Below are 13343 nucleotides of genomic sequence, written 5' to 3' on the forward strand. Positions count from 1 at the left end.
GCTGCAAAGCGGCGGGATTTCTTTTGGACGCGCCGTTGCTAATTCGCCGAGGCTGGCCGCCATCCCGCTTCGATGGCTTCCTGCTCAGAACAGAACCAACGCTTGCCTTTGCCGGGTTCCATCTTGACCCGGTCGTACCAAGGATCCCACGGCATATGAAAGATGCGGCCGCGGGATGAGACGTTGCCCTTGATCGCGCAGCCTTTGGGCGCGCTCGTTTCGGCGACCTGCCATTCGTTGTGGCGGAAATCCCAAGGTGCTTCCGCGGCACCTTGCCAAACGCCGACCCTGGCGCTCCGCGCCTCCGTTTCGACGGCGACGTATCTTTTCGAGTAGCGGACGAACGCCCAGGCAAGTCCGACGCGGACCATGGCCTCATCGATATCGACGCCATCCGCAAAGCAGGTCGCGAGCACGCGCCGATAACGATCGGTGCCTTTGCGTTCGCACATCAAGTCCCGATGTTCGGCGAGCTTGCGCAGCATCGCGGCGGCGGCAACGCCGCAGTTCCACGTCTCACCCGATGCTGTTTGGCACGTCTGCGCTATTTCAGGCGCGTCGATGCCTTCGAGACGGATGCGGGTCGCGCCAACATCGAGCGTGTCACCATCGACGACATGGCCGATACCCGAGATGATCGCGGGTTGGCCGTCGTCGCCGGGCAACGCATGCACGACGAGCGGAAACAGTGCGATAACGAGCGTCGCAACGCCAACGCTCGTACGCGAGGGGTGCCGGACAGGCGATTTAATGAACATTTGGCGAACATCGCGCTCGGCGGTGTCGCAACATGGGCGTCGTTATGGTGATTTCTTGCTGTTTCACGAGTCGATACAACCGCGCGAGGATGCTCATGAGACGGGAGCGTTCCGCCTCGGCCGTTGGACTTCGCAGCGTGTCGATGGAATGAAGGGCGCGACTTCGACATCGCGGTGGGGAATCGCGCACAATGACGACAGACCCTGCGCCGCAGCCAGCGGCCCGCAAGTGACATAATTCGCCGCGATATTTCGCGTGCTTTGCGCGCGGCGCCCGAGGCCGACGACAACGAGGACTTGAATGACTTCCCAATATCCGCAGCCGCCCGCTCCGCCGCCGCTGCCGCCGTTTGCAGCCCAGCGGCCGGCGTTCGAGCGCGCGCCCCTCGGTTCAGGACCGCGCCGCGGACCACCGCCGCCGGGGAGCCCGCGCAAGCCGCCGCCACGCCGGCGCAGTGGCTTGCTCATGGGCGTCGTCTATTTCCTTCTCGTCGTCCTGTTCGTCGGTGGGGCTGGCGTCGGCTATCTCGTGCTCAATCCGCCGAGCGACTTCATCCGGCAAAAAATCACCGAACAGGTAAAAGCGCGAACCGGCCGCGACCTCGTGATTGCTGGACCGGCGACATTTGCGTTCTTCCCCGAACTCGGCGTGTCGCTGCATGAAGTGTCGTTGTCGGCGCCTGCAGGAATGGACGGCACGCTGCTTCATGCCGAAGCGCTTCAGGTGAGCGTTGAGCCAATGTCGCTTCTGCAGCAGCGGCCGAAAATCAATGCCGTGACGCTTCGCCAACCGGTGTTCGACTTTCACGTCGACAAAAACGGACGGAACAACTGGAAATTCGCAACCAATCGCGCGCCGACGCAGGTCGCCGAGTTGCAGAGGGCGGGGACACTGCGCGACGCAGGCGCTTTCGATGTCGCCGTCGCTGAGGTCGAGGGCAATTCGGTTGCCATTCCATCCGTCTCGAATGTGCAGCTCGATAACGTCCGCATCGAGGATGGAACGATCCGCTTCAGCGACGACCGAACTGGGCGCAAATCCCAGGTGTCAGGCATCAACGTGAAGCTCGGCTTGCCGTCGCTGGAAAGTCCGCTTGTTGCAAACGGCAATCTCGTCTGGCGCGACCAGCGTCTCGATTTCGATGGCAAAATCGAAAACGTGCGTGGCTTGCTGATGAACGCACCCGCACATCTCACATTCTCGACCTCGAACGGGCTGATCCATGCCTCCTATAGCGGCGACCTGACCGTTCAGGATGGCGCGATTCTCGACGGCCAAGTTTCGGCCAAGGCGGATTCCGCTCGCCAGCTTGCCGAATGGTTCGGTTCCAGACTGCCCCCCGTCACCGGCTTCGGGCCGCTGTCAATCGAAGGCAAGCTGCAGACGGCCGACAACGTCACTGAGTTTTCGAACGCGACGTTCGCGCTCGACGGCGAAACGGCGAAAGGCACGATCAAGGTGACGACGGGCGGTGCGAGGCCATTCGTTGAAGCGAACCTTGCGATTTCCGCGCTCGATCTCAATAAGTATCTAACGAACGCCGTCGTCGGCGCGCTGGCGACTGAAAGTGCGAATGCTCCGGCCCATCCGGGACCGGCGGCCGCGCCTACCGCCGGCCCCGACGAGATTCAGAAGCTTCTGCAGAAGCAAGGCACCAAGGTTTACGGCGTCGAACAGCGCGCCGGCTGGTCAAGCGAGCGCCTCAACCTTACGCTCTTAGGCATTGCAGACGGTAAAGCGCGGCTTTCCGTCGGCAAGCTGCATTTCAAGAATATTTCGATCGGGCAGTCATCGGTCGATGTCACGGTCAACAATCGGGCGATGCAGGCGTCATTCAACGACGTTGCACTCTACGAAGGCCATGGTCGCGGCGTGCTGACGCTCAACGGTTCGGCCGATACGGCAAACATCGGCGCCAATTTCAATCTCGACAGCGTGTCGGCGCTGCCGTTCCTGAAGGATGCCGCCAACTTCGGCTGGGTGTCGGGCAACGCCAACGTCAAGCTGCAGCTCGCGGCGAACGGTGCCAGCCAGCTGCAATTGATCGAGAGCCTGAACGGCAACGCCGGGTTCCAGTTCTCGAACGGCGCCATCGTCGGCTTCAATCTGCCCGGCGCGCTGCGCGGACTGTCGCAGGGCAACCTCGGGGCGCTTAGGACGTCGCCGACGGAGAAAACGGATTTCAGCGCGCTGGCCGCGACGTTTACGGTTACGAATGGCGTCGCGCAGAACCAAGATCTGCAGCTTGTCAGTCCGCTTTTGCGAGCGACCGGCAGCGGCGTCATCCACATGCCGCAACGAACCGTCGACTATACCGTGAAGCCGAAGCTCATCGCGTCACTCGAAGGCCAAGGCGGCAATGCACAGGCCTCCGGCATTGAGGTCCCGGTAAGGATTACCGGGTCCTGGGATCATCCGAGCTATCATCCCGATCTCAACGGGGTGCTCGCCGACCCGAACAAGACGATGGATGCCATCAAGAACATCGGTAAAAAACTCAAAGGGAAGAATTCAGACGAAATCGTCGACTCTCTTTTTGGAAAGAAGGGCGACGAGGATCCGCAGACCGAAAAGACGAAGAAGAAAGCCAAGAAGCTGCTGAACCAATTATTCGGCAAGGCAGACGATCAAAATTAGCAGAAATTTCACGGCTGAGTTTCGCTTCGATGACAGTAAAAGCCATCGAGCGAGGCGTCACAAAACCGGTTGTTAAGCCGCTGGCGCTCCACGGCTAAAAAAAATTGGCGCAGGGCACAAAAAGCTCTTGCGTAGGGGGGGCATTGGCCTCATATGCACGCTCTCTCGTCTGTCCACCTGCCAACATGGTCGAGGTTTCCCAGAACCAATGAGGTAAGGAGCGGGCGGGTCAAACCTATCTGCTGGTTGGGGAGGGTCACATGGCCTTTAATGACACCCTCTTCCAATTGGGGATGGACTTGACTCGTTCAAGCACCGCCCAAGAGGAAGATCACGCGCGCGCTGAGTTCAACGCGGAAGTCGAGGACTCAATTGTGAGTCCGATTGCTGAGCTAAGCGTACCTAGTGCAGGGACTACGATCTTTATCGATCTCCATGGCGCCATGCGCCTCGGCGACGTCAAGTCGGCCGAGCGTGCGATGAAGCGTGCCGTCGAGAACTTGGGCCTCAAGCTCAAGAGCCTCCACCTTGACCGCGCCGCTGGCGGCGACGTGTCGGGTGTCGCGGTCTTGAGCTCCGGGCACCTGTCCTTGCAGGCTTGCTCGCGGACCGGCTTTGCCGCTGTCGATGCGCGCGGATGCGATGGGCTGACGCCGTCAAAGGCGCTGCTCGCGCTCGCGGGCGCTTTCGGAGCGCGCGAGGCTGTCATCCAGCGCAAGCGCGCGGCTTCGGTCGTTGAAATGCCGACCGTACGAGTCGTACGGCCCGCGCAGCGCCAGAAGGCCCAAGCGAAGGCGGCTTAAGAAGGACTCTTGTCTTTGCGCCGAGCGACTGCTTGTTGATTGCGCTTGGCGACTCCCCTGCGTGGAGCCGGCCGCCAAGCGCGGAAGCGGGCTGTCGGTGCTGCCGACTTCGCTGAAACTGACACTCTACCAGCAATAGGTTGCCGCGATCGGGTACGTCTCGATCGCGGCTTTTGGCGTACGCGGATGGTCCACTATAATCCTAATTAAGATCAAGTATGCTCGAAATGCTGTTTTGTGCTTCGTTAGCGAGACAACTTTCCAAGCTGTCGGCAACTAAATGTGAATTTGCGTTTTAGACCCGTTTGCGCTGAGGATTTGTTCAAATGGAAACTCTATATTCGCCAAAGTTTTATACTAATCAGCAGGCAGGTTCATTATCTTCGGCTGAGGTCGTCATTCCGATCGTGCTTAGTTTGTTTAAGGTGAACTCGGCGGTCGATATCGGATGTGGGTGTCGGGGGGTGGCTAAAGACGTTGTCACAGCACGGCGTGAGCGACTACCAAGGGCTCGATGGCGATTATGTGAGCGCCGAGATGCTACAAATTCCGGCCGAGCATTTTACGCCCACCGATTTGTCACGCTCCTTTTCGCTTTCGCGCAAATATGATTTGGCGATTTCCCTGGAAGTTGCTGAGCACCTACCTGAGAGCAGTGCTGACGAATTCGTTGAATCAATCGTAAATGCTGCGCCGGTCGTTTTGTTCTCGGCTGCAATACCGCTGCAAGGCGGACTCAATCATATCAATGAGCAATGGCAGAGCTATTGGGCGTCGAAGTTTGCTACGCACGGATACGTTGCGATTGATTGCATTCGCCCCGCTATCTTCCAAGATCCCCGTGTTGCAAGCTGGTATAGGCAAAATATACTAATTTTCTGCGAGCCGGCTAAAGTCCCATCTTCTCTATCGCCCGTGACATCGGCTTATCAGTTAGATCGCGTCGATCACGGCCTTCTCGCGTATTTTCAAGACGGTTCGTCTCAACCAGGAAGCGGCAGGCAAGCCTTACAGAGCATAAAGCAAGCTGTACCCGTGCTCCTAAATGCGGCCCTTAAGAAAGTACGATTGGCTTAGCGGACAATGGTTTGTTTCGGTCTAAGTCATATGCCCTTCGCGCTGGCGCGCGACTTCCTTGGCGGGCTCGGCGGCTTTCATGGCTTCTGTCGGCAGAAGCGATGCGCCCGCTCCGCGTGAGAGCCGGGAGAAGAATAGAATCGAAGACAGCGACACCAAGCCGATCAGGATGAAGACGGGCGGAAAATGCGCCGCGTCGATGGCACTCCCGCCGCGCAGATACTGCATGCCCTGAAGTCCCATCGCAGCAATGGTGACGCCGACCGAACCCGACAATTCTTGCAAGGCTGCGGCGAAACTCGTGGCGCGGCTCAGGCGCTCGGGCGGCACGTCGGCATAGGCCAGCGTGTTGACGCTCGTGAACTGCAGGGAGCGCGATAGGCCCCCGACGAGAAACAGCCCGACGATCAGCAGCGCGGGCGTGCTTGAAACAAACAGCGACGGCAGCGCGGCAAACAGGCTCGAGATGACTGCGTTCGCGAGCAGTACGCGCTTGAAGCCGTAACGCCGGATGATAGCCGCCGCCTGTGTCTTCATGAACATGGCGCCGATGCCGGTCGCGAAGGTCATCAGGCCAGACTGAAACGCGGTCATACCGAAGCCTGTCTGAAAGAGCAGCGGCAGTAGGAACGGTCCAGCGCCAAGCCCCGTGCGAAACAAGAAGCCGCCGACCACGCCCGCGCGATACGTTGGGATCGCAAGCAAACGAAGGTCGATGATCGGCTGGGGAACGCGGAATGCGTGCCAGACGTAGAGCCCCAGCAGCACGGCGCCTGAGAGCGTGATCAAAACCACCAGATCGCGATCGAGAAGGCCAAGCCCCATCAGGGTGACGCCCGTCAGGAACAGCGACAAACCGGGGCCGATCAGGAAGAAGCCGCGCATATCGAAGGTGCTGGGGGTGCTTTCGCGCGTGTCTGGAATCAGGCGCGTGACCAACACGATACCGACTAGCGCGACTGGGATGTTGATCCAGAAGATCCAGCGCCAGCTAAAGTAGGTCGTGAGGAAGCCGCCAAGCGGTGGACCGAGCACCGGACCGACGAGCGCCGGAACCGTGAGCCACGCAATCGCATTGATCATATCGGTCTTTGGAATTGTGCGGAGCACAATAAGCCTGCCGACCGGCGCCATCATCGCGCCGCCGATGCCTTGCACAACGCGCGCGACAACGAGCGAACCCAGATCCGACGACAATCCACAGGCAATAGAGCCGACGGAGAACACGACCATAGCCGCGCGGAAGACGTTTTTCGCTCCGAAGCGGTCGGCCATCCAGCCCGATGCCGGAATGAAAACCGCCAACGCCAGCAAATACGTGGTGACGGCGAGTTTGAGGTGAATGGGGTTGGAATTGAGATCTTTGGCGATCGCCGGCAACGACGTGGCAAGCACGGTCGCGTCCAGGTTCTCCATGAAGAGACCTGTCGCAACGACCAGAGGTATGAAATTGCGTCGAAAAAGTTCAGTCATGATGGGTTGTCTAGCAAGCGTACAAACGATTAACGCTGTCGCAATCCGGCGCGCGACTTATGCAGATCTCGATTGCAAATTGGGTGCGGCATATACCACCGCTGACCCTCGGATAGGCTGCCATTACCCCGTTGAGTGGTGCGGACCTAACAGAGCTAAGCTATGCGCGATCATCGGCCAGGCGCATAATCTGGTGTTCGACATAAAACAAACAACAGCGCGGGTTTCGCGAGGGCCGGACGAAGCCCTCCTTGATCCAAGGCTGTGACTTGGGGAAACGCATCGCATGGTTACCAACAAGGTCATGTCGGCTGATGAAGCCATCGCCCGGATCGGCGATAACGCCGTCGTCACGACAACGGGATTTGTCCAGAGCTGCATTCCGGAAGCGTTGCACGCGGCGCTGGAGAAGCGGTTCGTCGAGACCGGTGCGCCGCGCGACCTGACGTTGATCATGTGCGCCGGCGCCGGCGACAGCAAAGGCCTCGGCACCGGACGCCTGCACCACGACGGTCTTTTGAAACGCGTGATCGCCGCCAACTTCGGACGGATGCCGAAAGTTGCACAGGCGGCGCAGGACGACAAAATTCAGGGCTACAACCTGCCGCAAGGCGTGATCTCAAAACTCTATCGCAGCTGCGCGTCGGGCAGCCCCGGCCTCTTCACGCGCGTCGGTCTGCACACGTACGTCGATCCGCGGCTCGGCGGCGGCAAAGTCAACACCAAGACAAAAGAAGACCTCGTCAAGCTCGTCGAAGTCGATGGCAAGGAATGGCTGTTCTACAAAGCCACGCCGATCAACGTCGCCCTCATCCGCGCGACGAGCGCCGATCCGCTCGGAAACTTGAGCATGGAGCGCGAGGCGCTAACGCTTGACGTCCTGGCGCAAGCCATGGCGGCGCACAACAACGGCGGCATCGTCATCGCGCAGGTCGAGCGCATCGTCGCGGAAGGTTCGATCAAGCCGAAGGACGTGAAGGTTCCAGGCATTCTCGTCGACTGCGTTGTCATCGCCGATCCGCCGGAAATGCACCGCATGAACTATGGCGTGATGTATGATCCGGGTCTCGCTGGCGAGGTGCGTGTGACCGTCGACAGCCTGCCGACGATGGACCTGGACGAGCGCAAGATCATCGCGCGACGTGCATCCTTTGAACTGCCGCCGAATGGCGTCATCAATCTTGGCGTTGGCGCGCCGGACGGCGTTGCGAACGTCGCCAACGAAGAAAAGGTGACGCCGTACCTCGTCATGACGACGGAAGCGGGTGCCGTCGGCGGCGTCCTGGCGGGCGGATCTAGCTTCGGCTCATCGGCGAATGCGCATTCGATCCTCGACCAGAACCAGATGTTCGACTTCTATCATGGCGGCGGCTTGGACCTCACCTGCCTCGGCATGGCGGAATGCGACAGCATCGGCAACGTCAACACCAGCAAATTCGGCGGCAAGCTCAACGGCTGCGGCGGCTTCATCGACATTTCGCAGAACGCGCGCGCTGTGGTGTTTGCTGGCACGTTCACAGCCGGCGGTCTTAAAGTTGCAATCGAAGACGGCAAAGTTCGCATCCTGCAGGAAGGCCGCGCGAAGAAATTCGTAAAGCAGGTCGAGCAGGTGACGTTCTCAGGCAAATACGCGGCGCAGAAAAGCCAGCCCGTCATCTACGTCACCGAGCGGTGCGTGTTCCAACTCACCGAGCACGGCCTTGAATTGATCGAAGTGGCGCCCGGCATCGATATCGAGCGCGACATTCTCCCCAACATGGCGTTCAAGCCGCACATCCACAAACCGGTGACGATGAACCCGCGGATCTTCCTCGATCAGCCGATGGATCTGCTGGCAGACCTTTTGAACCAGCATCTGAAAGATCGCATTAGCTATGATGCGGGCCGCAACATCCTGAATATCGATCTGCGGGCGTGGAGCGTGCGCAAGAAAGCCGACGTCACCGATCTCAAGAAGGCGATCGTCGAGGCTTGCCAAGCAACGGGCAAACGCGTCGACGCGATGATCAACCAGGATGGTTGCCGTATCGCCGAAGACCTGTACGACGATTACGCTGACATGGTGGCCTACGTCACCAAAAACCACTACGCGCGTTCCGCGCGCTATGCGACGAGCGCGGTCACGCGGCAAAAGCTGCAAGACGCGTTGCGTCGGCGCGGGCTCAATACGCACGTGTTCGAGAACGCGGATGCGGCTTTCGAGTCGCTCGAGCGCCAAGCCGCGGAATAGTTTTTGGGTGGCGCGGGCGGCTCTCCTTCGTCGAGCCGGCTTGCTTCAACTTCCGTTATGGCCGCGAAGGCGGCCATTCGACGATTCTCCATACCGTTCATGGTGATACTTGCATGGCTCCCGGCCTACGCCGGGATGACGGCTGCCTGCGGTGCCGCCGTTCCGCGTGGGACTTGATGTGATTAATGACAGTCGCCATCTATCCGCGACTTCATCCTCATCAGGTGCATCATGGAACACACCATTTTCCGAGTCTTCGATGACTCAGGCGTCGAGCGCCAACCTGCGCAGGCCGAAAGCGTGGCCCGCGATGACACAGCGCTCATGGACGCTTACAGCAACGCGGTCGTCGACGTCATCGATACGGTGTCGCCTGCCGTCGTGCATGTACAGGTGAAAAGCACGCGCGGTGGGCGTAGCGGACAGGGCTCCGGCAGCGGCGTCATCGTTTCGCCGGACGGGCTCATCCTCACGAACAACCACGTCATCGACGGCGCACAATCGATCACGCTCGCGCAGGGCGATGGTCAGCATTTCGGTGCGAGCCTCGTCGGACGCGATCCCGATACGGATATCGCCGTGCTGCGGGCCGAGACGACGGAGCGATTGAAGTTCGCAAAGCTCGCGGACTCCAAGAAGTTGCGCCCCGGTCAGATCGCGATTGCAATCGGCAATCCGCTCGGTTTTCAATCGACAGTGACGGCCGGCATCATCAGCGCGGTCGGGCGGTCGCTGCGCGCGGAGAACGGCCGCCTGATCGACGATGTTATCCAGACCGACGCGGCGCTGAACCCCGGCAACTCCGGAGGCCCGCTGGTGAATTCGTTTGGGCATGTCATCGGCATCAACACGGCGACGATCATGGGCGCGCAGGCGCTTTGCTTCGCCGTTGCGTCGAACACGGCCGAATATGTGCTGACGCAGATCCTCAGTCACGGTCGCGTGCGGCGGGGCGTGATGGGCATCGTGGCAGAACATGTCGTGCTGCCACAGCGCATTCGTCACGCGCTGCATCTGACGCAAACCGGAGCCATCGGCATTCGCAGCGTGCAGGCGAATGGACCGGCAGACGCAGCGGGGCTGAAGGCGGGCGACATCATGATTGCGCTCGACGGCGTGGCGATTGCGGGTGTCGATGACGTGTCGCGCGTGCTTGACGCGAAGCACATCAATCAGAAGGTGATCGCGACGGTGCTTCGCTCCGGCGAGAAGCTGGAGTACGCGATCGTTCCGGAGGAGCGGAGCTAGTTTTTTTGTTGGCGCGGGCGGTTTTCCATCGTCGAGCCGGCCGTAGCTTTTGCTGGCGCAGGCGACTCTCCTTCATCGAGCCGGCCGCCTGCGCATTGCTTATTCCCGCGTCAGTCCTTTGGCGGAGAGTTCTTCGAGGTATTGGCCCCAGCGCTGGTCCTTCTCGCGGCCGATCAGGTGGAGATAGCCCCACGTATAAAGGCCCGTGTTGTGGCCATCATCGAAGGCGAGGCGCGTCGCGTAGTTCCCGACGGCATTCATGCCGGTGAGCTTGACGTTCTTCTTGCGCGGGACGGTGATGCGCTGCGACGGCGAATGGCCCTGCACTTCCGCCGACGGGCTGACGACGCGAAGGAATTCGGCGGGCAATTCGAACGTGCGGCCGTCCGGGAAGGCGGCTTTCAACACCTTACCGCCATCGATAATTTCGAGCACGGGCGGCGGCGTCAGCGTACCTTTGGCGCGCTCGACCTCGCTCCATGTGCGTGCGGCGATGTCACGGAAAATCGCTGCGTATTGGCTTTCCGGCGCGGCGACCGTGACGGGCTTGCCGCTGTCGGACGTCTCGCGGATTTCCATGTGCAGGGGTACTTCACCGAGGAAGGGGACGCCGAGCTTCTTTGCCTCGTCGTGCGCGCCGCCGTGGCCGAAGACGTCGGACCGCTCGCCGCACTTCGGACAGAGGAAGAAGCTCATGTTCTCGACGATGCCGAGGATCGGGACCTCGACGCGCTTGAACATGGCGATACCCTTACGGGCGTCGATCAATGCCAGGTCTTGCGGCGTGGAAACAACAACGGCGCCAGACAGCGGCACGCTTTGTGAAATCGTCAATTGCACGTCGCCGGTGCCAGGCGGCATGTCGATGATGAGCACATCAAGATCGCCGGTCGTGCCGGCCCAATCGGTTTCGCGCAGCATCTGGCTCAACGCCGAGACGACCATAGGTCCGCGCCAGACGACAGGGGTGCCTTCGTCAACGAGGAAGCCCATCGACATGACTTTCAGGCCCCAGCCTTCGAGCGGCGTGATGGTCTTGCCGTTTGCGACCTTGGGCTTGCCAGTGATGCCAAGCAGGCGCGGTTGCGATGGACCGTAGATATCGGCGTCGACGATGCCGACTTTCAAACCAATCGCCTGCAGCCCGAGCGCGAGATTGACGGCGACCGTCGATTTGCCGACGCCGCCCTTGCCGGACGCCACCGCGACGACGTGCTTAACGCCTGGAATGGCCTGCGCCTTAGGAGCTGCCTGAGCCGCGGCTGCGGCCTGGCGCGGGCCGGCGCCATCCCCTGTTGCGCCTTTCGCACGCGCCGCCTGGACGCGCGGGTGCTCGGGCCGCGGACCCGATACGGCTTTCACCGGGCCGCCAGCAACGCGCGTTTCCCTCGATTGGCCCGCAGGGGCATCGGCGGTCAGGACGGCGGTGACGCCCGAGACGCCGCCGATCTCGGAGACGACCTTCTCAGCAGCAAGGCGAAGCTGCTCCAGCTCTTCCGCGCGGCTCGCCGGAATCGTGATCGAAAAATACGGATGATCGTCCTTGATGAAGATCTCGGACACGAGGCCGAGGTCAACGATGTTGCTTTCAAGATCTGGGCCTTTGACCCGACGCAGGGCATTGAGCACCTGTGTCTTATCGACTGGCATGAGCGTCTCCCGGAGGCGCCGAAGCGACGGCGCATTTTATCTGGGCGATATAAGTCGCGCCGCGGCCGGTGGGAAGCGCCTCGCGCGTCTGATCGCAAGCAAAGCCCGAAATTCGGCGGGTTGCGGTGCCTGCGAAGCCAGCCTAATCGTGTCGCATGGTGGCGAGTGATCACATTCTTGGCGTCATCCTGGCGGGCGGACGGTCGCGGCGCTTCGGCGGTGGCGACAAGACGCTTGCCGAGATTGACGGGAAATCCATCCTTGCGCGCGTGATTTCGCGGTTTCGGCCGCAGGTCGGGCGGCTGGTCTTAAGCATCAACGGCGATGCGCAGCGATTCGCCGACTTCGGGGTCGAAACGATCACCGATGATGAAAGCCCGGAGCTTGGGCCGTTGAGCGGCATCCTTGCGGCCATGAATTGGGCCAAGGTGCATGCGCCGGGCATTACCCTAATCGCGACTGTGCCATCGGACGTCCCGTTCCTGCCCGACGACCTCATCACCCGCCTCGACGCGGCCCGTCATGAGGACCAGAGCGTTGCAATTGCTGAATCGGCGGGGCGGCGTCATCCGACCATCGGGCTATGGCCCCTGAAAAGACGGTCTGACGTAGCCAATGCCCTTGCCCGGCGGGCGTTGAGCATCAACCGGCTGGCGGCCGATCTCGATGCTGTTGCAGTGACCTTTCCGATGCGCGACAGTGATGGCGATGAGATCGATCCGTTCTTCAACGTCAATACTCGTGACGATCTCGATGCTGCCCGTGTGCTCGCGCAAAAAAAAGGATGACCGTTTTGGGCAAAGCCTTTCTCTCGCACGCCACTCTGCCGCTGTTCGGGATTGCCGGCTGGTCGAATTCCGGCAAGACAACACTGATCGAAAAGCTCGCCACGCATTTTTCCGGCGAAGGGCTGCGGGTGGCAACGATCAAGCACACACACCACAAATTCGATATCGACGCACCGGGGAGCGACACCGAACGACATCGTTCGGCAGGCGCTGCTGAAACCGCGATCGTCTCGGGCTCTCGCGTGGCTTTCATCGAGGAAATCGACCGGGCCGGCGAGCCGACGCTCGAAGAAATTGCCGCGCGGCTGCGTCCGGCGGACATTATCCTGGTCGAGGGCTACAAGTCGGCGCACATCCCTAAAATCGAGGTTCGGAGGGCGGCGGTCGCGGCCGAAAAGCTGTTATCGACGACCGATCCACTGGTCGTCGCCATCGCGGCGGATCACGAGGTCGATGCGCACGGCAAGCCGGTGTTCGATCTTAACGATATCGATAATATCGCGGCCCTGATCGTCAGGACCGTGGGGCCGTTCAACCCCGTCCGCCAGCTGGCCTAGTGGCCGCTGAAGTGGGAAAAGACGTTGAGGAGCTGGTCTCCCAGCACCGTCAAGGCGATGAGCCAAAATACCGAGGCCACAACCGCCCCCAATACGAAATAACCCGCCGGACTTTTCATCG

10 protein-coding genes are annotated in these 13343 nt (G+C 60.7%); 7 read left to right on the forward strand and 3 right to left on the reverse strand.

The window, feature by feature from the left end; all coding sequences use genetic code 11:
- Positions 1 to 38: 38 nt before the first annotated feature.
- Entirely contained in the window at positions 39 to 758 is a 720-nt protein-coding gene (locus tag RLW41_RS06740; RefSeq protein WP_414464006.1) for a thermonuclease family protein, read from the reverse strand.
- Positions 759 to 1059: 301 nt separating this feature from the next.
- Here RLW41_RS06740 and RLW41_RS06745 point away from each other — a divergent pair, with 301 nt between their 5' ends.
- The 3 genes from RLW41_RS06745 to RLW41_RS06755 all read left to right on the forward strand — a co-directional run bounded on the left by RLW41_RS06745 (position 1060) and on the right by RLW41_RS06755 (position 5276).
- A complete protein-coding gene (locus RLW41_RS06745; RefSeq protein WP_414464007.1) occupies positions 1060 to 3396 on the forward strand; it encodes an AsmA family protein in 2337 nt (778 codons plus the stop codon).
- 293 nt (positions 3397 to 3689) lie between these two features.
- Complete coding sequence (locus tag RLW41_RS06750) at positions 3690 to 4199, forward strand: S-adenosylmethionine decarboxylase family protein (RefSeq protein ID WP_414464572.1); 510 nt, start codon at positions 3690 to 3692, stop codon at positions 4197 to 4199.
- 492 nt (positions 4200 to 4691) lie between these two features.
- Positions 4692 to 5276 (forward strand): hypothetical protein, encoded by a 585-nt coding sequence (locus RLW41_RS06755; protein ID WP_414464008.1) that lies wholly within the window; start codon positions 4692 to 4694, stop codon positions 5274 to 5276.
- A 21-nt stretch (positions 5277 to 5297) separates the two neighbouring features.
- Here RLW41_RS06755 and RLW41_RS06760 read toward each other — a convergent pair whose 3' ends face one another.
- Positions 5298 to 6749, reverse strand: coding sequence for a DHA2 family efflux MFS transporter permease subunit (locus RLW41_RS06760; protein ID WP_409561144.1), 1452 nt, complete (start codon positions 6747 to 6749; stop codon positions 5298 to 5300).
- Between the two features lie 286 nt (positions 6750 to 7035).
- Between RLW41_RS06760 and RLW41_RS06765 the strand changes: the two genes are divergently transcribed.
- Together RLW41_RS06765 and RLW41_RS06770 are read left to right on the forward strand one after the other, a co-directional pair.
- Entirely contained in the window at positions 7036 to 8979 is a 1944-nt protein-coding gene (locus tag RLW41_RS06765) for an acyl CoA:acetate/3-ketoacid CoA transferase (protein WP_414464009.1), read from the forward strand.
- Between the two features lie 231 nt (positions 8980 to 9210).
- The gene (locus RLW41_RS06770) at positions 9211 to 10227 is read left to right on the forward strand and encodes a S1C family serine protease (protein WP_414464010.1); all 1017 of its coding nucleotides are present in this window, start codon (positions 9211 to 9213) and stop codon (positions 10225 to 10227) included.
- Positions 10228 to 10326: 99 nt separating this feature from the next.
- Here the strand turns inward: RLW41_RS06770 and RLW41_RS06775 are convergent, their stop codons facing one another.
- Complete coding sequence (locus RLW41_RS06775) at positions 10327 to 11877, reverse strand: P-loop NTPase (protein WP_414464011.1); 1551 nt, start codon at positions 11875 to 11877, stop codon at positions 10327 to 10329.
- 155 nt (positions 11878 to 12032) lie between these two features.
- Here RLW41_RS06775 and mobA point away from each other — a divergent pair, with 155 nt between their 5' ends.
- Together mobA and mobB are read left to right on the forward strand one after the other, a co-directional pair.
- Complete coding sequence (gene mobA, locus RLW41_RS06780; protein ID WP_414464012.1) at positions 12033 to 12665, forward strand: molybdenum cofactor guanylyltransferase MobA; 633 nt, start codon at positions 12033 to 12035, stop codon at positions 12663 to 12665.
- The gene (gene mobB / locus RLW41_RS06785) at positions 12662 to 13222 is read left to right on the forward strand and encodes a molybdopterin-guanine dinucleotide biosynthesis protein B (RefSeq protein WP_013949657.1); all 561 of its coding nucleotides are present in this window, start codon (positions 12662 to 12664) and stop codon (positions 13220 to 13222) included. The genes mobA and mobB overlap by 4 nt, the downstream gene beginning before the upstream one ends.
- The last annotated feature ends 121 nt before the right edge of the window (positions 13223 to 13343 follow it).

It is taken from the genome of Hyphomicrobium sp. DY-1, from assembly GCF_047497105.1.
Classification (GTDB): Bacteria; Pseudomonadota; Alphaproteobacteria; order Rhizobiales; family Hyphomicrobiaceae; genus Hyphomicrobium_B.

Bases quoted from the DNA above. Each gene is read 5' to 3' on its own strand.
- RLW41_RS06740 (WP_414464006.1), bottom strand. From the start codon at position 758: ATGTTCATTAAATCGCCTGTCCGGCACCCCTCGCGTACGAGCGTTGGC.
- RLW41_RS06745 (WP_414464007.1), top strand. From the start codon at position 1,060: ATGACTTCCCAATATCCGCAGCCGCCCGCTCCGCCGCCGCTGCCGCCG.
- RLW41_RS06750 (WP_414464572.1), top strand. From the start codon at position 3,690: ATGGACTTGACTCGTTCAAGCACCGCCCAAGAGGAAGATCACGCGCGC.
- RLW41_RS06760 (WP_409561144.1), bottom strand. From the start codon at position 6,749: ATGACTGAACTTTTTCGACGCAATTTCATACCTCTGGTCGTTGCGACA.
- RLW41_RS06765 (WP_414464009.1), top strand. From the start codon at position 7,036: ATGGTTACCAACAAGGTCATGTCGGCTGATGAAGCCATCGCCCGGATC.
- RLW41_RS06770 (WP_414464010.1), top strand. From the start codon at position 9,211: ATGGAACACACCATTTTCCGAGTCTTCGATGACTCAGGCGTCGAGCGC.
- RLW41_RS06775 (WP_414464011.1), bottom strand. From the start codon at position 11,877: ATGCCAGTCGATAAGACACAGGTGCTCAATGCCCTGCGTCGGGTCAAA.
- mobA (WP_414464012.1), top strand. From the start codon at position 12,033: ATGGTGGCGAGTGATCACATTCTTGGCGTCATCCTGGCGGGCGGACGG.
- mobB (WP_013949657.1), top strand. From the start codon at position 12,662: ATGACCGTTTTGGGCAAAGCCTTTCTCTCGCACGCCACTCTGCCGCTG.